This is a genomic window from Mucilaginibacter aquaedulcis (assembly GCF_030409325.1).
Classification (GTDB): Bacteria; Bacteroidota; Bacteroidia; order Sphingobacteriales; family Sphingobacteriaceae; genus Mucilaginibacter; species Mucilaginibacter aquaedulcis.
Window position 1 is genome coordinate 1,410,002 of sequence record NZ_JAUFPR010000002.1, and the last position, 21,051, is coordinate 1,431,052.

Below are 21,051 nucleotides of genomic sequence, written 5' to 3' on the forward strand. Positions count from 1 at the left end.
GCTATTGTTCATCCTAATCGGTGTTATATTTGTCATAATTTTCAATTCGATAGAAGTTGCTAATTGATATTGACGGGTTTAATAGTTAACTCTTTGTCGGTCAGGTTGAGCAGGCCGGAGGCGTTTTCTACCTTAACTTTGAAACGGGGATAGATCGCGTTACCATCCGTGTCGATAAAGGACAGTGGAGCACTGAACGGATAGGTAACATCAATTACCTGGGAACCAGGTTGAATGGTAGAGATCTTTTCCCAGTTGCCACTTTTGTTTTGCCTGTATAAATAATAAATTCCATTATTGGTAGTCGCCGTCCAGGATAGGCTGTTGGATTCCGGATGATATATGATATTTGGGGCAGGAGGATTAACGGTGTCTATTATTTTTACCGCTGTTATGGCTGAGCCCGCAGAAATTATTTCCTCCGCCAGATCAAACTCGTTGTTAATGATCCGTACTGCGGCCAACCTATAATAAAACGTTTCGCCTGCCGGAAAGGGTACGATATCGGACAAGGTATCCCTTATCTGATAACCGGTAGTTGAAATTCCATTGACAGGAATATCAACATGCGAGTCCATCGTTTGCAAGGCCCCCGCTTTGCTCATGTCATTCGTGCGGTAAATCCGGATCAGGGAAATCCGATCTTCTGGGGAAAACGGGGACAGTTGGAAGTCTATGAAAAGTGGTGGCGTTCCTGCAGACACAGCATTTCCAACCGTAAATGTTCTGATCAAAGGTGTTTCAGGCGGCAAAGACTGCAAGGTGTAAACCGGTTCGGTAAAAACGCTCAACGTGCCACGCACCAGCTGGCTGGTTACTTCCGCTCCAGCGTAAAAATATAACTTATCTGACGAAGCCCTTAGACTGTAGTCAGTAAACCGTATAAACGTTGTACCGGGTTCCGCTTCGGTACTGTATTTCCTGATCATCGGGAACGGATCAAAATCCGGATTGGACGGATCGAGCATATTACCATTGATATCCCTGATCTTCGGCTCCTTATTTTCAGTCTGTAAACCTTCTTTTATGAATGCATTGATTGGGGTCTGCTGCGTAAGCGGTAAAAATGTGCTTTCGATCGCCGCCCGGTATTTGGCTGTTTTTACCGGAATACTGTCGCTATCAATGACCAGCCCGGTTTTGTCAGGAGCAGGAAATCCGTAAACATGCGGTTCCACGCCTAAAACATTAAACTGCCCTGGGTTACCGGGATTAAATACAAGGCTCGCCAGTTCCCAGAAGCGCTGATCGTAATATGCGTCGGTATCGGGCCCTGCCAATGATGCTTTGATCTGGGTGATCGTTGTGCTGTTATATAGGGCATTTAAAATGTCGTCCTGACTCGTCCGGAAGAACACGAAGCCAAAAGGTGATCTTGGTAATCCGTCCGTTCCTGCCGAAATTCTGATATCAAAAGTAAAAGCCGCTTTGGAGGTGGCATCTGGTCTTACCTTCAAACCTACAATAGTCGGCGCTTCCATCACAGTAGCAAATGATCTGGCGAAGGCGTTGGTTTTTAGTATTGAGGTACCAGAGGTCTTTGCAAAGTTAGGCTGCTGGGACGAGACACCCGATCTGGCAGTGATCGGAGCATCTGGCTGTACGGGGGTTTCCATTTTTCTGGCGAGCATTACGGCCGGGATGGAAACACCAGAACGAAACCAGCTTTCATTAATTTTAGTCCCCACGGTCTGTAATCCGATCAGTGTTTTTCTGCTGTTGTCTGCACCAGTCGGTAAAATATTGGATTGGTTAAATACAGAGGCAGATGCCGGTTCGGCAAACAAATACGCTCTGTAACCCGGGTGGAAATTCACCGCTACGGTTGGTGTTGATACTGAAGAAGTCATTATCGGCGTATCGAGATACTCAGGATCATAAACATAGAGTATCAAGGTGTCGCTTTGCTCGATGCGCATCACCTCAATCGTTTTTTTGGCAGCGCCGCCGGTACCAAAAGGGATTCTGATGTTCCCTTTATACCATTCCACATGGGCTTTGTTCAATTGCCCCGGGGGATTCAACAAGGGGTTTTGGGGATCAAAAGGGAGATTGAACTGCGGGTTTGTCGCCAATGTCACCCCGGTCCCGAATTCTACCTTATAGTAGCCCGGCATATCATCATCGCTACCGATCTGACTGAACAGTGGTGTGATAATGGCGTTGGCGTTGATTCCACCGATCCAGTACTTGCTGATATTTCCGGCGGTATCAACAGATGTTTCGATCACGGGATTGTTGATATCCGTGAGGCTGGTCAAAGCAATGTCCGCGTTAACAGGTTTCCAGTTGGCAGTATTGTTGAGGTTCTCGACCATGGAAAAACGACTGTTGATTCCCGGGCTAAGGTAGGAGGTTTGCAGCCCGTAGTAGTTAGCAACATCCTCGCTTTCTGTGTTCTGGTGGATGGCCGCCTTTTCAATGGTAATTATCGGTCCGTCAGTACCAGGATCGACCCTGATCACCCTGAATTTACCTTCCGGTGTTGTCAGCAGGCTATCTGTAAATCTAGAAAAATCACCCTGGGCTATCACAGGACTAATTGTGGTACCGTCAATTTGCTGGTACCCGGCAGTGAACAAACTTAGTTGCAAAGCAGCGCCGCTGACAGGTTGAATATACCTGATAAGCCCTGTGATTTCCGATGGCATTTGCAAACCAAAAAACACATCGATTTTATCAGGCCTCACCACAGTTGCAAGTTCCTGTACTGAGCTACCCTGCAATTGCGTTATATCTATGATATCTACCCAGTTGAACGTCACCCTGGTCAGGCCGGTATCCTGCCCCGGAAAAGCCAGGGAACGTCCCTGGTACCAGGCCTGCTCCGTCGCCGTAGTAAACAATAAGGTGTTCTCTTTTTGAATGTACTGGACAGCCACGTCTGAGGGGGGCAGCAAACGGTTTTTAGGCGTAAAATGAGTGGCATTTGTAGCGGCCTCCTCACTTAACGCTGATGCCCGCGCAAACCAGCTGATTCCGTAAATGGCGTAAAAATGCACACCTTCCTGGCGCTCGAGGTGATGATACAGGCTCGTAACGTTGTCAGGTACAGGTACTGTTTCGGGTATGCCGGTTTGGGGGTAGTCAATATCATAGGCATGATAAACTGTACCCATATTGGCGGGTGCAGCCGTAATTTCGGGCTTAACATATTTACTTTGATTAGCGGGCCGGTATTCAATGCCATAGAACACTGGCTTGGGCGTAATAAAAACGTTATGATTATCTACAGACGCGATATCCGCGAAGAAATCGTATCCGGGTATCTCATCGCTGAACGGCGCCCTGCTAATGTTAATGAAGCGAAGGTCATCAGTTTTAGCATACCCATCACCGTCAAAAGTATTATTGCCGATCTCGTCATCAGCTGGTGCAGTATAGCTTATCGGGTTTATAGCAGGTTTCTCGGGTATCAGTTTATCGAGCTTTGAGGTAGGAAGGCTCATATAAGTGTAGATGGCGCGTTGTTCGGAGCCCATGCTCACCCTGTTACTGTAAGTGACGCGGTAGATAAACTTGTCTGTTACAGCGCCTCCGCTAAACACATCGATATGGGCCATGCCCAGCATCCTGGCAATGTGATAATCGATCGCCAGCATATGCAGCACATCCAAATAGCTCACAATAAAGCCCGGATCACCAGGACCGGCATCCTCCTGCTTAAATATATCTTCTGCCCTGGAATCAGTATCGCTTAAATCGAGATATCGTGTTACAATTTCCTTGATCGATGGTTCATCCGGTCTTGAGGTCAGCCACTTATCCCTGTAATTGGCCACTTTAACCGTGGTACCCTCATTAAATTGCGGCCATACCTGATCAACCGGGTATGCCGAAGTTTCCAGCCTGTCAAATACTTCCGAATCGATTAATGACAGACTAAAGCCACGATCGCCCACAGGCGACCAGGCTGTTTCCGTGCGTGTTATCAGGAAATCGTGATAAGTTTCAAAATAAAATCGCTGCAAATATCCGTTGGCGGATTTTTTTAGTCGTATTTTCCAGATATTTTCCGCACTGATCGATTCGTCAGCGCCTGAAACGTCATCCAGCAACATTGTCTTCCTGCTGTAAATAGTGCCTCCGGCAGCATCGCTTGTATTTTCTATAACGCTTTCGGTTTCAATTTTCAAAACAGCGATGCCCGACCCCGCATCCTTTTGGAAATCAAAACCGGCCATGTACAGGGATTTATTCTTTATTTCCAATAAGATAATGCCGGTGTATCGCGATAAGAAACCAAGTACGTTGGACTGTGGATCAATTATTGCCGCCAGTTGGTTGTAGAGGTCCGCGTCTGTGAAACTCAGCCTTATGCGATTGTAGACCGTTTGACCATTGATGTCTTGCGTGATAATATAGTTCCAGGTTTTATTCATCTGGTCAATTACCGGAACATCTTTGTCGAAATCAATAACTGTACGCACGGCATTAGCGTAAGGCGTTCTCGACACCTGTATGTAGTCATTCGGTTGGTTGTAGCCGAATCCGCTTGCGCTATCATAATCCCCTTTTAATAAGTGGTTGGAGCCGATGTTGCCGGCTAAGCTCCAGCGCAAATGTATGCCTTCCGGAATTCCCCCGGCTCCGTCTGAACCGGCGGCTTGAAGATAGAGGGAAGATGAGTTATTCAGGTAGTTGTCAACTGAATTACAGGGGTTAAGGCCAGCCGAAATTAAGTATTGCTGTATATCGTCGAAGGCCTCCAATACAAGTACCAGTGCGTTGGACAATGCCATGTTTTCCACGTTGCTGATCTCTGAGGAACGGCTGCAGAATTCGGCAAATATATTCAGTATGGTTTGGAAGCGGGAACTATATCCGGAATTTCTGGTATCCAGAAAAGCGCTGAAATAAGCCTGCTGAAAGAATACATCATTTTCAAGAACATTCTGAAAAATTGATGTCTGTCCGTCTGCACTTTCATTCGAATCGAAATCCTTTTCTAAAAAATCAACCGGGTCAAAGTCTCCTGGTAAAATGGCCGTACCTCCACTGATGTTTCGCAGAATCAGCAAAGTGCGCAGGTATAATTTTCGTAAACTGTCCTGATCAAAAATACGAAGCATTTCCTGAGCAGTGGAGTCATTATTTAATGTGCCTGCCGCTTCGGCATCTTGTATAGCGAACAGGCAGGTTGCAATCGCGCTGTAATCAGCACAAAATGGATATAGTGGTGTTCCTGACAAATTCTGGGTCATGATTTTTAAAAGTTAAATGATAACTGTAAACAGGTTGTCCTTTATAAATACGAGGTAATGGCGATTTCCGGACTGTTGTAATCGTCGTGATCAGTCTGATAGTCGTTCCCGTTGAATATTTTATACCGGAAGCTGAGCTGAATGTCTCCCGATGGCAGGTCCATCCCTTTATTCGTAATGAAGACTGACGAGGTATCACGGGAATGGACATAAATGAACTGATCAGAGCTGATGATTGTACCGTCCGTTCGTTTTAACGTTAGCTTAAGCGTATCGGCCAGCAGCTCGGCCGGTAGTTTAGGATCGTTAAAAGGTTCGGGGTTTGTGATTAAAATACCCAGTAACCTTTTCTCGTTTGCATCGGTAGGATTGATATTTCTGATCAGAGTAATCGTACTGTTTTCGGCGGCGCTTAGATTTTTCAGTTGTAAGCCGCCAAACACCAACCTGTCGAATTTCACGGCATAGCTCATGACTAAAGCCGGGTCATTTGATGTGTCATCATCAAGCAGCGGAAATAGGACATTGATTATCGTATCTGTACCCAGGGAAACATCATGTGTATATAAGGCGAATTGGCCCGGTCCGTCGGTCGGCGAAAGTATGAAACTGGATGCCTGGCTCTGAAAACTGGCAAACCTAGAAGATTTCAGACTGAAGCGATGTACCTCGTTTTTTTGTTGCGTTTGGCCCGACGGTTGGTAAATTGCATTAAAAACGGCAGTATATACTTTATTTGGTTCAAGGTCGGGAAATTGGTATAAGCCCTGTTTGGTTCTTCTTTTAAGATCAAGAGGACGCGGGTTGCATTGATCCTCCGACGCGGCTTCACCCATCAGGAAAAGTATCTGTTGGTCAAGCGGAAGGATTTTGTAATTGTTTTTGTCAATAACAACATCGGGTAATTGTGTCCAAACCAGTTGCGGGCTCAATACTTTGCCGGAAAGGTCAAGCAACTGCACTTCCAGGCTGCTTTGAATGGCTGGCAGACCATTATAGGTGTCCCAGTTGGCGTACATGGCATTGATGTATGGTTTAAGAAAAAACAAGCTGATTTCGGGATTATGATAAAATACCGGTTTACTTAGTTCGTACCTACCCAGCGCATCGGGGAAAGAGCGTTCATAATCAACATAACTTTTCAGATCAGCCAGCTTGAACTCGGCAGTACGATCCTGTTTTTCCAAGGCTTCATAAACCGCGCTCTGTTGCTGAAAGTGTCCAACGGGGCCCGCGGTCTTAAATCCGAATACCTGGGACTGGGTAACCGCGCCGGCCGAATTCTGGTCAACCACATCAGTAGATTTAACAACTATGGCAAAAGTGGTATTCGGGCGCCAGACTGGCTGAATCGTTTTATTCAGGTTATTGTTGAGTATTTCCAGATCAGTTATCAGTTGGTCTTGTTCGATAGGATTGTCTGTCTGTCTTTTTTGAAGGCTCTGAGTCAGATAACTTAACTGGTTCAGGTAGGTCTTTTTAGGTAAGAAGTCAATTAACGCCAACTCCTGCATAATGGGCACACTTGCCGTATTTATTTTGTCGATGAAAATATCAACCGTCGCGTTGGTACGGTCTACAGATACTAAAATCTGTTTGTACTGCATTGTTGTTAATGCAGAACTAGAAGCATCTACCGTATATTTACCGCTTGCTTTAATGCCAGAATGGCTAATCCCTTCGTAACAGGTAAACCAGACATCAAAGCCCGGCACAGATGCCTGATTTGTATAGGTAACGCCTTTGGGGGCTGCTTCCCGGTACAAATGAATGGCAAATCCTTTCTTATAGCCGGTTAACGGATCGGTTTTCACTTTATAAAACAGGGTACTTACACCTGCCGAAAACGGGTCAAATACGGCGGTTAGTTCTACAGCGAAATTTGCAGTCTCAACCTTTAGTGACGCATTGAATGGAACAATAAGGGCATCATTATTAGCCGTAAATGCATAAATGGGATGCAGTTTCAGTACGCCGGAGGAGTCACCACTGTAAAAACCGGGAATCAGATCGGGGCTCCCGCCAATCAGGCCTTTATTATGATTTAATGTGTCGGCGGTAGAATCCATTGACCAATGCCCAACAGCATCCTGCAGGTCTCCATTCTGCCGACTTTGAACTTCCTGTTCGTCAAATGCTTTTTGAAACAAGGTTACAGATTGCATAGCCTTGTTGGCTTCAACTTCATGATAAATCTGCGGTGTACCTTGAGAGAGATACTCAGACGGCAACTGTAAATGTCCGCCAATAACAAGGTCCCCGTCGAAGTCTGGCAAAATGGTTGATGTGATATGAATAAGAATCCCGATCACCGGCTGATTGATGTCTTTGTACTGGATACTCTGATTTTGCTGGTTTCTGGTAAAATACAGCGGAGGTAAGTGTTTTTCCTGAGCTACGGATTGTCCATAATCACCCGGGGTGTAGACTGTCGTCAACGGGGTAATACTGATATCGTGCTGGTTGGGCCCGAAGTCAAGTGTAAAAACAGTTACCGGCGCAGGAAGTCCGATCAGGATGCTACCGCCAGTACTCTCTATATACAGGCTTTTATCCCCGTAACCAGTATTGGTTTTTACTGCTCCCTGAATGTCGACAAAATTGAAGGTAACACCATTTAATGTTAAACTACTGTTTTTGGGGTATACAGTATCCAGGGCTTCCGATTTCCAGTTGGTATCAATTTCTTTTAAAATGGATTCATAGCAAAATATATCTTTTCTGACAAAGTTTTTAGCGTCGAGGCCGGTAAGCACGGTTTCAGAATTGTGTGCGTAGCTGAACATGTGCTGGGACAATAAACGGATTTTGTTATATTTATTCGGCTCTGTAAATTGCCAGTAGCCCTGCACCAGCTTGCTTAAGTCTATCGCACCTTCACCGGTGTTTTCCTGGACAATGGCTGTTACCGCTTCATAAATATGATAAGGAACCCAGGATCCGTTTCCGGTGTCATTCCACGCGTAAATATCCAGGCCGGTCAGTGTGTATTCATGATTTACTTGATTACTAAGACCTTTGACAGGCGGGATAAGTTCGCTGTAACCCGCCGGAAGTTGGTTGTTTGCCCCACCAAGCAGCACTGTGCCGGGTTTAACTGGTTTTAATAATTCAATATCAATAAAACTGTCCAGGGGTATAGTTACCTGCTTCGCGTCTCCAGTGTCATTGAAATTGTGGGCCCACTGACCCGATCCAGGAGCAGGTATGGATTCCCCATTACCGAGATTATGCGTAACATAATTAAGCGGAAATGTTTCATTAGACAGGATGTTCACGGCAACGGCGGGCGAATATTGTTTTGCCGGATCCGGTAATTCCAATATTGGCTGAGGCTGCAGCAGCGGGCCCCGATCATCATTAAAGTGCCAGCTGAACGGTAGGGAAAGGTTAAATGTATGGAAAATGACATGCAGTCTGATTTCAAATTTTCCGCTGATATTGAACGGATGCGGCGCCTCCACCGCCAGGGTAATTCCTATGCCGACACCGAGTTTCAGCCAGAAAAATTTAAGATAAGCTTCCCCTGTTGCGCGGATGAAACCACCGGTTTGGATGGGCTTAAAGGAAACAAAGGTACCCATTTCCAGGGATGCGTTTAAGTTTACACTTACCGGCCCGATATGTTTATTGAAGCTGTAGCTCACCCCTGCCCCTGCCTTAAAGCCTTGAGAGGAGATCATCAGGTAGGCATAACCTTCAAATAAATTCAGCACGCTGGCCCTTACCCTTGCACTTTCAGGCTGGTCTTTACCGATATTGAGGTACCAGCCGGAGGCATTGTTAAAGAAGAAGGCCATATCCAGCGTACCCTGCAATTTAAAAATTGCCCCTGTTAAAGAACCGCTTGAAGGCAATTTATAATTGACGGAAAGATTTCCCCGAAAGGAGCTATCATCAATGGCGATAAAGGCGCTGAACGGTGGGTCGACATGGTCGTTCAACCCTATCCGGGAAGCGAGGATAGCAGCCTGTCCCTGGAGCAGGAACACATCCGGTAAACCAAGCATTACAAACAACTTGCTGGAAAACACAGTGCCTGAATCAAACTCCGTGGCGATAGAGATGCCCGCTCCCAGCGCTACCCCGGGTTTGTTGGCGAATTTATCGATCTCGATACCTTCCTGTTTGGTATCTTTGCTTTTTACTTTATAATAATCCCACCAGCTGGCAGATTCGGGCAGATCGACTGCCTGTTTGTCCGGGAGATAATGTTCAGCGATTAGTCCTCGGAAACCGTAGATGCCCAGCCCAGTAGCCCCTAACGGCAACGGTGTGCCCAGTTCCAAGCCAATGTCTACCACAAAAGATGGGATACTTGGTGTTAAGCGCATGCCCGCACTGCCATTAAGGTCAAGTTTGGGAATGGTCACGGATACCGTACCCGAGTATTCCGTACCTGCGCTCGAGGTTGTTGCGGCAGTATCCGGGTTATGAGCCCGGAGGTGGCCTTTTATAATGATCGACGGATCATTGGACGGGATACTCAGGTCTATACCGATGCCATCGATACTGATAAACGAATCAAATTTCCTGTCTATTCCATCGTCGTCGATGGTAAAATAATATTTGATCCCGTCTCCACTTAGGCCAACGCCGCCAATACCGAGATTGGTCATGCCCTCGAACCCAAAAAACAGGTAGCGGCGGCTGATATTATTGACAGACCTGGTATACGGGCCTATTGTGATATTGCTCACCTCCATGTTTACCGGACCTGCATTCAGGGTGAAAGCGATAGGCAGTGTCACGGAACCGGTGTCAAATTCAATGTCGCCGTTGTCCCAGATCACCAGTTTTCTTATTTCTATGTTTTTGGGCAACACCCGTCCAAGGCCCGGAATGTCTGCTATAAAGTCAAGCTTTCCGGTAACGGCCATAAAAAAGCGACCGTTTTTATCCCCTACGCTCAGGCTGCGGACATTGAAGGTGAAAACACCAGGAAATTCTATCGGCGGAAAATTATTGCTCGGCAGGGCCGTAATAACAAAGTCGCCGCCATTGCCGATATGAGCCTGGATATCAACTACCGACGGTTGCCCATTCGTTGTGAAGCGGGGCAGCGTAAGTTTACCGCTGATATCGCAGTTGGTGATATGGTTATGTTTAAAGGTAAGGGAGAACTTGTCCAGCTCTGCTGCAAACAAACCGAAATCACGGTTTATTTGTCCGCCCGTCTGCAATGATATGGTACCGTTAATCCCTCCCGTACCAATCAGCAGATCATCCGCAACAATGGCGGGAGCAGGTTTACCCGGACTTTCTGTACCGAAATTACTGAAACCGATGGTGGCGTGTTGCACATACAACCCCATGAAGTCAACAGGGTAGCCGGCAGCATCCGCTTCGGGGATATTGGTAGTGCGACTTAAATCAAGCTTGGCATTGGTAAAGCCGATAAGCAGCGGAGTCTTACCGATGCGTGACAACTGCGGGTAAAGGGATCCGGATAATTCCAGTTCTGAGCCAATACCGGTTTCGGAATCAGCGAAAAAAGTAGCTTCGGCAAACCGGAAAATAGTTTTGGTATCAGCGATGACCGAACCATCCGGATTTACAGGCTGTAAAATTTCAGTCGGGAACTCCAGTCCGGCTGAAAGCGTTAAGGTTGCTTTTACCCTCGGTTTGATTAAACTGCTGATATACTCTTCAATACCACCCGGAACTAGGAGATTGTAAAATTGCTGTAGGCGGTCCTGGCTAACAGCGATATCCGCATTGAAAATATACAGGTTGAAAATCAAAGCCGGGATACTTTCCGTGATATTGGGACTCGTGTTGATCAGCGTGGCTATCAGCTCAACCGAAGGCAGTTGGTTTGCCGGTAAAATTATGCCGGCAGTGGGGCGAAATGCATTGATGTCATCAATTAACTGCTGGTATACCGAAACATTTGTATCTACAGGATTTACAAAATAGTTCAGCGAATGGGCGATTACCTGTGCGTCTGAAACTTTAAATATTTGCAGGCCGAGGTTAAAAAAGCCTTCAGGATCAAATGAAAAGCTTTGCGGGTTAAATGATCTTAAAAAGGCCAGCACTCCCCATTGATATTGCAGCGATATCGGAAAGGACGATATTGTGCTGTCACCCTCAAGATCCGGGTTAAGTACAAAACGAAGCCCTAATGGTAGGTCAATACCAATATTATTGGTCACAATGTCCATGCTGTAAAAAGCGCTGTCGCCCCGATGGCTTTTAGAATATTGCAGGTTTTTGTAATGGATTTTATTTAATAAATCATCCAACCCGGTTTCGGCGAAATGTAAGAATTCCGGCAGGTCATCCACGGTTATCAATTCGGACAATTGGGGATAATATCTTTGTGTTATAGATGTTGATGTCGCCATGATTAGATTTGTGTGGTCGGTTATATGATGTTAAAAATTGGCAACGGAATCCCCGTCTTATCGCAGTCAAGCGAAGATTCTGATTGCCCATGCTGTATTATTTGGCCAGGTTCCTATAAATTACCAAACGGCAAATAAGGTAACACGGAGTGATAATATGGATGTTCGTCCCATGGAAAAACATCTTGCGAGAGATTGGCATCATCTAAGAACGTGGCTAAAGATATACCCTCGATATATCCATAGTTCTCATTTGAATCGAATACTAAATCAACATTTCCATTGGCATCATAGATGAATTCTAACAACAAATCTTCGGTTGGGCTTACAAATTGATTTCCGTGGTAATATTTTTGACTACCAGGTAGTAAGGCGTTTGTGGATTTATTGAATGAGCAAACAAATACAGTCCGTAGTTGACCATCAAATACCTCTTTTCCTTTAAAGTAAATTTCGGAAGATCTTTCATAGCTCTCCCAGTCCCATAAATCGAAACCGTTTGCCTGTATTCTATTTGAGAAAATCACGAGATTGGAGTTGGTACTAGGATCAACGTATTTCTGGATTATATCTTGTTTATTCTCAGTTGCATCGATAAAATATTTAACTGATTTATAACTAATATCGCCCACCTGTTCAAATATTTCAATAGTTTTGATGTCATTTGAAAGGAAAGTCATTTTTTTGAAATCGAGTAGGGTACTCTGCTGCTGGGCAGTAATTGGGTTTCCGAAGATGTTTGTATATTTAATCTGAGTGCTCATAGTTTAGAATTTTAATTTGTATTCGGGTAAATTATCATACTTACCACCTTTTTTTAAAATAGCAAAGGTAATTTTGGGTCCTTTACTTGTTGTTTTAAATCCAGTGTAAGGTTCACAGGCATCAACCATACTTTGGTAAAACAAAGAATTTCCTATCGGCAAATCTTGCCGGAATAAAACCTGCATTAGCAAGCTCTATGACCCAAGATATTTTTCCAAATTGTTATCTGTAATCCAATCGCACCAGGCCTGAATAACATCTCTTATATCCTGTGTTGGGATTGTTGCTGTCCCGGCTAATGCATTCGAGCTTTTAAAGCTTGATATCGATGTACCAATGGTTAAAAATGTCATAAAGCCACCTCCTTCTTTATTAAATGGTTGTCCATTGAGAGCTTTGTTAATCTCAGGTAAGATATCTTCCAGAAATATTTCAGGAGACATTGCCAGAAAATAAGAACTGATAAAATAATTAAGATCAGTTGGTATCTTTTGAGAAACATCTAAGGTTTTATCTCCATCCGAGTCAGAGACGATTCTGAATTCAATGTCGTATTTGTTTAAAATGCTTGTATTCATAATGTTAGGTGTTGTTTGTTCGAATTAAAACTCTGGATTAATTAATACTGCCGAAAGATGGTTATCATAAGGATCATCTCCAATTAAATAAGGGTCTTCACGAACTAACGTTACTGGACAACCATCACTAAATGAAGATTTGTATCGAGTTAAGCGAGCGCCAGCTTTGTTTAGGTTTTCTGCCCCTTTCTTAGCCTTTGTGATGGCATAAGCTACTTCTTCAGCAAATTCAGATTCCGTCAGGCCGTCTGCCCAAGTGTGCCATGAAGCTTTAGTTTTTGTGATATTTCCTGAAATCATTTTTAAATATGGGCTTTTTCTTATCTGCTTGTAGATAATTTGGCCCCCATATGACTTGGTTAAAACGTTTGCAGCTGGATCTAATTCTCCATAAATAGGTTTTGTCGTGTCAAATAAAACAGAACCTAAATGACCTCCCATCCATTCTCCATTTATTTCAACGATACCTTTTAATTTTTCGATAACCACAGGCTGAAGTGCATATTTGAAATTCAAGAGAAATTTAAAATTGACTCTCGACGCTTTATTACGTGATACCTGGTTCCAAAAATCGATTAATTCTCCATTATTCGCATTTAAAGCGTCAAATGTTTGACTATCTGCGTTCGAAAAATCGTAAATAAAGTCTGCCCTGTTTCCTGCTGGTAAGGGTGTTATGGAACTTCCCGGGATGTCATTTAGTTTCTGCCAAATGGCCGAGTCGTTATTACCAAACTTTTGAAAAAGTTTTACTCTGAAAATTTCGGTCAATTCTGCCACATCGCCCGCAAATTTTTGCAAAATAGCAAGCGCGTCCGGATGAAAATCATTTGGGATTGGACCTGCTAACATATTTTGAGAAGCTTTTCGTAATTGTACGGATGTTGCGACGTCTAAAGCTCCCGAGAAAAGTTGCAATACTAAAAGTATATCATGGAATTTTGTATAGAATTCACAATCAGCACGGCTAAACTTAGGACTGTTTACATCGCAATATCTTGATTGATAATTAATGAAATAATCTACTATGATACTTGCCACGGAGCTACCAATTTGAATTACGGCACCAATTCCCTGCGCTAATTCATATGCTATTAAGGTCTGTCCTTCAACAATTGTATCCAAGCCTAATATAACTCTTCCCAATGCATTGAGTTCCCTTAGATGCGCCAATTTACCCAGGTTACCAATTCCGGAAAATAGTAATACTAAATCGAATGTAATTTTCATTGTAGTTACCAAATTTTCTGTCTCTTTCTTGTCGTCCAAGTATTTAAGATAAAAAATTGGCAAAGCAGCATTTGATTGACCATCTATTAAAACAGATATAAAATTACTTTCATTAGTATCTGTATGGCTATTGGTTATTGTTAGCGTTTGATACAAATCATAACTTCCTACAAAGTAATCGTAGGTTTGTAATAATTCGCCGTCAGGCTCATCTCGTGGGTAGATTACATCAATCTTATTTTTATTGAAATAAAAGTTATAGTTGGTTAAGTTAAATATCCAAAAAACTTTTTCAGACTCGTAGTTTAGACTAACCGCTTTTGATGTATAATTTGATGAGTTTATTAGGTTGTCTTTCACGGTTCCATCCAAATTGTATGGATTATAGGTGCTCAATAGCCAAATCTTATATAACTCGTTAATCAAGATCTTTAAATTTTCAGCTCCAATCCCTCTATCATTAACTTTGTCATATAAGGCTTGAAATAATGAAATGTCTTTAGTGTCATCGATAATAGAGAAATTTGTCAAACCTGCTAAAAATTCGCTGGCTTGTGTAGAATCAATAGACTGAACTATTTTGATAACATATTCTTCTTCATTTATTATATTGGGGATTACACCACTTATTTCACCTAAAATTGTTCCTGCCGCGATAAGCTTTAATATTAAAATCTTATTGTATACGGGGATAATTTTTAAGCCATTTATTGGTAAAACATAACCCAACCAGTACAGCCTATTTTCGATTTTTTCATTAACAGGACTTGAAATTATAACTTGATTGGCAAAAGCACTATTATAAAATGCCGTCAAGTCATCGAGATATTCTTGGAAAGATTGTAGAGTTGCATTGATAAATAGATTACCATTTGTCCATTCAAAATTTTGATTAGTTATATATAAACTTAGATCAGCATCTGTATTTAATATTGGAAAGATGTCTTTGTTTATTCTGTGTATTTGTAAGGCGATTAAAGATATTAAATAAGCTCCTGTATCTTTATCTTCTTGAAAACTACTATCTGTGATAAGATGAATATTATTCGCATAGAAATCTTTAGCATTGGGATTTAAAAGAATATCTATCGGGGGAACTACATTAACTGTTCTTGCAGGAAGTAAAATAGTACCTAAGTCATCATCCAGGATTTTTTCAGTTCCAATAAAATCCCAAGTATATTTATCTACTTTACAAAAATCAGTATAAGGCGACTTAGACCTTAACTTTTGAACAATTACTGTGTCCCCGTCAACAGCGAGTGGGATACGATCTTCACTTAATTTAGCTGCGGGCAATTCTTTTAATTTGATCTTTTTAGCTAAATACTGTAGAAATTTGGCTTGATCGTAAAATCCAGCCGTAGCATATTTCTTATCAATGTCTTCTGGTCGAAAATCACCTGAATAAATATGAGAATATTTGATGTTATCGAAAACAAACCCTGTTACGAACCCGGTTTTATTTTGAAATAAAACTTCGGATACACTTGTTAGTTTCCTGACTTTAAAATCAATAAAAATTGCTGCATCTGTCATATTATATAGAAATTTCGAGATCTAAAAATAATGTTGTTATAGGGGTATCTTTGATAAAATCTGAGTAGCCTTTAGAAAAGTAACAGGTTTTGTCTAATGAGTAGATAATTATGCTGTTGTCAGTTATTGCTAATTTTAGCTCACCGGCAAGGGTTTCACCAACTACTCCTGCATAATATTTTTGATACAAAATGTTTTCTGTAGAAACTAACGCACTGCCGTCTTCATATAAATTAATTAAGAACAAGCTTGAATTAATCAATCCAGCCGTAATAATCAAATTTTTCAGTTGATCATTTTCATTCTTCGTTATTCCCAAAAGTACTTTGGAAGGCACTACTCGCTCCGTTGATAGTAGCTTTATCCCTACAATGTTTTGTGAACTCTCCGTAAAAGTTTTTATATCAAAATAAAAGGGATTAGGTAATTGGTATGTTTTACTTCCTGTTATAGACGCTGATACTGATGGGGAGGACTTGGTATCTGCCGTAATTCTCCCAGCATTGGCTACTACATTATTCAAAATATCGATAGAGTCAGTTATGTAAGTCACCCTGCTCATTCTAGGGTTGGTTGTATCTCCTGTATCGATAGTGTCGTTTACTATAGAAGTTTGAACCGCTGAAATCCCATATTGGGTATTATCATAGTAATGATTGATCAGCTTTAATTTTTGCGAAGTAAAGGATGAATACTGTGCATCCTGATCTGTCTTGAACAAAGGTCTGGCATTGATCAAATCAAAAATATCATCAAATAAAGCGGGTTGTGCGAATGTATTGGTTGTTACCGCCTGAGCGTCTGTTACCTGCGCAGAAATGTAATCATAAACAACGCCCTGATATATCAGTATATTGAATGACGCAATATTCAACTTTGCCCCATCTGAACCGGTGTTAGGATTGGTCAGAATAATGGTCCTGGTAAGATTTTGCGATACACTGGTGCTGCCTCCCGTTGATTTAAGACTATCTGCACCGCAAAAATTATTGCTCTGCGCATTCTCAATCCGGCCGATCTGCCCATAAAGCATCGTGTTAACGTTGTTGTCGGTAACCAGCTGCAAATAAATGCGGTTGCTCGTTTCATTATGGGACTGAGCGGCATTGTCTATTATTAATGGCCAGCCGTTGCTACTGTAAATGGAAGGAGAAAGTGAGGTTTCAGTGTATCCCCATAACAAAGAGTGATCGTCAGTATCGCTCATGCCATAGTTTTCATAAAAGTTATAGGAACGGGTGCGGTCGCTTTGGATATACAGGTACAGGTTGTTCCTGGTCTGAAAATTTTGAATGACATCTGTGTAAATGGCCTGTCCTGTCTTTTTTACTTTTGTTCCGTTGTTGTTGACCGTAACCGTTCCCTGATCAGTGCAGTGAAAACCAAAATAAGCAGCAACATCCAGAAACTGAAAAATCTGTTCTTTCGTCAGTTTTCTTTGGAAAGCATCTGTTATTTGGGTCAGGTCGATTGAATAATCATTATCCCGGGCATAGGCCAGGTCAAAAACAAACTGATCGTTTGATGCAGGTAACTGGTAATCGCCATAATTCAAAACAATATCCAGTCCGCACTCTCCCACAGCAAAACGGCCTAAAGATGCTCCTGCAGGCATCATCGGTAATTCAAATGATGTTTGCGTTGTTTCGGTTGAATTACCATTGTTGGTGACATATTCCGACTGTTTGAAAAACAAATCGGATATCGGCGAATTGTCTGGCTGATTAACCGGATCAAAGCCAATGAATTTGGCTAAAAAATCGGGTTTAATCAATTTAGGATTTGCAGCATAGTACGAATCGAATGCGGTATTGATCCTGTTAACAAAATCAGATGTACCTGCTCTGGGTTGTATTACTTTGTCGCCGTTGAAAAAATCAACCTTCTTCAGACCCCGATAAATAAAATATTTAATATTGATGCCTATAATCGGTTGTTTAAAAGGGCGTAAAATTAAATTGACAAGGTTGTTATTTCCGGTTTGTGGTTGTACTGATACTACGCCGGAGCAAATGGCAAAAGCCAGTGCGTCAGCAGTTATGTTGAAACTACTGGTTGTATGAAAAATGTTGGGCGACGCAGGCCCGAAAGCCTGCACAGCTGATTGGGTAACGACCGCCGGATCAGTAAAGAAATGCGATTGCGGCGCAAACAGTGAAATAAAATTGGAGGAACTGGCTGCCATCTTGTTTTGCGTGTTATAAAGTTTATCCCTGTGGTTCAACAGGGCACATGTTTAAATTCTGATAAGGAGCTATATAGTCCGCGTCTCCCTGGATGTTAGGTTTAGTAGCCTGTAGCTGGTCGGAAATTCTGCATGGAACGCCGTTGGCATCAACGGCTTCCCGGTAATGAGGATCGGTTGTGTCCGTTATGTCAGCCCGTACCCGTTTAAGTCTTACCACTATTACATTTCCTGTATTTACTGTAGCCATATTAATTAAATTTAAAAATGATACCGTCTGTTAATTGATTAGTATTCGGATTGCTTTCCGGCACCCTGCCGGAGCTGGATGCATACACACTATTGTTTGGCGGGTAATAAATTAACCCATCGATACCACTGTTAATTGTTGGGCTGATGGTTTGAGTAATGGTCTCCGAGGCTGCGTCAAGCGCCCAAAGACGAGCAAAAGGAGCATCGGCGGTATCCTGTATCGCCCCGCCTATGTAAATGCTGTTTCGGAGCGGGTGAAAACCGATAACGGTAGGGCTTACATAAGTCTTGCCTTCTTTGTCAAGTCGTATGCGCTTGAACAGGGTATCAGACACCGTATCGATCACGATAATTCCTCCGGCCTTTGAACTTTCGCCCAGATAAATTTTATTATTAGGAAGGTCGGTATAATAAGCCCTGGATACATAGTCCCCACCGATGAATATATCAGACAGTATCCCGGTAATTGTTTTCAGCAGGTTCAGGTTGGTATCATATACTTTGACCATATTGCCATTCTTGTCAAAAAAGACATAAATCTTATTGTTGACCTGGGTGACGTACACGCTGCCCTGTGCAGTAAAATTGGTATTGGCAATGGGTTCATCGGTATGGGCATTAATCCGCAGGAAGCCGGTGTTACCAACCGCCCATATTTCGTCCAATGCAGCAATGTAATAGACATTCCCCCTGGAATAAACCGTATCTTCTCCGTAAGAAATCGTTGTCACTTTGGTTTTGGCGACGCAATCGATCACCGTCAGGCCGCCGCTGAAAAAGGCGTTTACATATAACCTGTTTGATGGTGCATGATAATATGAACCGGTCGGTCTTGCCCCTTTACCCATGCTGATGATGTTCGCAAGGCTACCGTCTGTTAAAGCCCTCGGGTCAAAATAAATAACGCCGTCGAGCGTCGGATCGACGTAAAAAAGTTCGTTATCTGCAGATACGATTGGGGAAGTAGGAGAAGCGAATTTGCTGATAACTGTTTGCTGGACAATTTCTACCTCACAATAACTCTGACTGGGATCCTCAACCCACATGGCCGGGACGACAGCGGAGGTGGTGTCTTTGATAATAATGGACTTGCTCAGCGGTGCACTGCCTGCCTTGCTTGCGGTAATTACCGCGTTCCTGGAATCTCCAGGCGTATCATTTTCTGACACTCTCAGTGTTGAACCTATAAAGGTTCCCCTAGTACATGAAAATGAGTATTGTGCGGTAATATCTTCATTAGTGCCGTCGCCCAGTTTTCCGATTATGTGATATTCGGTGCTGCTGCCTTCGTAAACGATACTAGGCCCTGTAATATCAATCGAGGTGTAATGGGTTTTATCCTTTATCGTAATTTGCTTGCGGAGCCGCTGAATCCCTCCTCGGGACGCTACAATAGTGCTCTGACGGGAATCGTTTACTGTATTATTCGCAGATGCCTGAAAGCTGCCATTTAAAAACGTGCCGTCAGGGCAACTAAAAACATAATCATCTGTGAAATCGGTAATAGCCCCATTAGCATAGGTTCCGATTATAACATAATCGACAGTCTGACCTTCATCGACTTCGTCTGGTCCCTGAATTGCAAGGGAAGTCAGGTTGATTCCTGTGTAGTCAATAATATTAACTACCTTGGTAATGGTGCCCGCACCGTTCTTTGTCGCTGTAATGGTCGCCTGCCGGCTATCATTTAGGGTATTGTTTTGAGGCGCGGTGTAATTGTTGTCTGAAAAATCCCCAAAATCGGCAATGAAGGTATAATCATCAGTCATTTCTTCCATTCCGCCGTCTGTAAAAGTTGTGAATACCCGGTAAACCCTTGTTTCACCTTCTTTTACAGAATCTGGCCCAAAAATATTGGTATCGAGCGGTACTTTACAGGTGGAAAAACTCAGATGTTTTATTGTCGACCATTCATCGTTACGCAGTACCCTGGCACCAATAGTGTAGGCACCACAATCCAGCAAGGCGCTGAATGAAGATATATTATTGTCGAGTACCGGTATGTTATTTAAATACCATTCTGTCGCGCTGATATGATTTAAATCGTCCTGGTTTTCAAATGACAGAGTAAAATTTACTTGTTGGCCTGGGAAGAATTTGCTTCCGCTGATTGAAAATACTGGCCCTGAAGAGAACGTATTATTTGGCATCTATTGATCTGTGTTTGGTTCGGTAAATACAGTTATAATAACTGTTATAATGTTATGAATAATAGACCATAAGAACGTTTTCTTATAGTTTCAATTTGCTGTTATTTGTTAGCGATCTTCAAAATTCTCATTAAAAGGCAACTTCAACATGCAAAAATTGCACTATAGAAATACTTTAAATACCATTTCAATAACTTGTAATAAATGAATATTTAACAATAATAAAACTTTATAATTAACTTAAAGTTAATTATATTTAAAAAAAGCTTTTCAACCGGAAATATAAATCGTGAGGATATTTTTGTGTTTCATGATTAAGGCGTACAAGAATTACTAATAATATTAGCAAAGTAGCATTAAAGAAATGGGATTTGCAAGCAGATATTAAACATTCGCCTTATTATTAATACAACCTATTGTTAATCAGTTAGCTTATTTTTCTAAGCTAAATTATTCAGTTGACTTAAAAATTTAAATCGTGGTTGTATATGGTACATTGTTTACAATAAAGTATGATTTGCTTATCGATTTACATATTTTAATAACTTTAATGGTAACAGAATTAATCAAGAACAAAATTATCCTTGTACTTTCAGCCCTTTAGAAAAACTGTTGGATTTGGTTGAAAAAAATAAAAAGCTTTATGAGCGTTTGGTAGCAAGTGAAAAAGAAAAAGTGAAGATGTTGAGTGGAAATAAATTGTTGGAAACAAAATATAAAATAATGCTTTTCGTCAAATCATAAGCAAACCACCTGTCCTACAGTGATTAAAATTCTCTTAACACTGGTCCGGATGTA

General features: G+C 42.3%; 8 protein-coding genes. All 8 read right to left on the reverse strand.

Annotated features, from left to right (window positions below):
* Nucleotides 1-59 precede the first annotated feature (59 nt).
* Complete coding sequence (locus QWZ01_RS10315; protein ID WP_290323234.1) at nt 60-5,204, reverse strand: hypothetical protein; 5,145 nt, start codon at nt 5,202-5,204, stop codon at nt 60-62.
* Nucleotides 5,205-5,245: 41 nt separating this feature from the next.
* Nucleotides 5,246-11,554: a hypothetical protein gene (locus QWZ01_RS10320; RefSeq protein WP_290323235.1), complete on the reverse strand. Its 6,309-nt coding sequence runs from the start codon at nt 11,552-11,554 to the stop codon at nt 5,246-5,248.
* A gap of 113 nt (nt 11,555-11,667) precedes the next feature.
* Complete coding sequence (locus QWZ01_RS10325; RefSeq protein WP_290323236.1) at nt 11,668-12,318, reverse strand: hypothetical protein; 651 nt, start codon at nt 12,316-12,318, stop codon at nt 11,668-11,670.
* A gap of 195 nt (nt 12,319-12,513) precedes the next feature.
* Nucleotides 12,514-12,897 (reverse strand): hypothetical protein, encoded by a 384-nt coding sequence (locus QWZ01_RS10330; protein WP_290323237.1) that lies wholly within the window; start codon nt 12,895-12,897, stop codon nt 12,514-12,516.
* Nucleotides 12,898-12,921: 24 nt separating this feature from the next.
* The gene (locus QWZ01_RS10335; protein WP_290323238.1) at nt 12,922-15,666 is read right to left on the reverse strand and encodes a hypothetical protein; all 2,745 of its coding nucleotides are present in this window, start codon (nt 15,664-15,666) and stop codon (nt 12,922-12,924) included.
* A 1-nt stretch (nt 15,667) separates the two neighbouring features.
* Nucleotides 15,668-17,851 carry a hypothetical protein gene (locus tag QWZ01_RS10340; RefSeq protein ID WP_290323239.1) on the reverse strand — a complete coding sequence of 728 codons (2,184 nt, stop codon included), beginning with the start codon at nt 17,849-17,851 and terminating at the stop codon, nt 15,668-15,670.
* Between the two features lie 22 nt (nt 17,852-17,873).
* On the reverse strand, nt 17,874-18,101 hold the full coding sequence (locus QWZ01_RS10345; protein WP_290323240.1) for a hypothetical protein: 228 nt from the start codon (nt 18,099-18,101) through the stop codon (nt 17,874-17,876).
* Between the two features lies 1 nt (nt 18,102).
* A complete protein-coding gene (locus tag QWZ01_RS10350; protein ID WP_290323241.1) occupies nt 18,103-20,253 on the reverse strand; it encodes an NHL repeat-containing protein in 2,151 nt (716 codons plus the stop codon).
* Between the last annotated feature and the right edge of the window lie 798 nt (nt 20,254-21,051).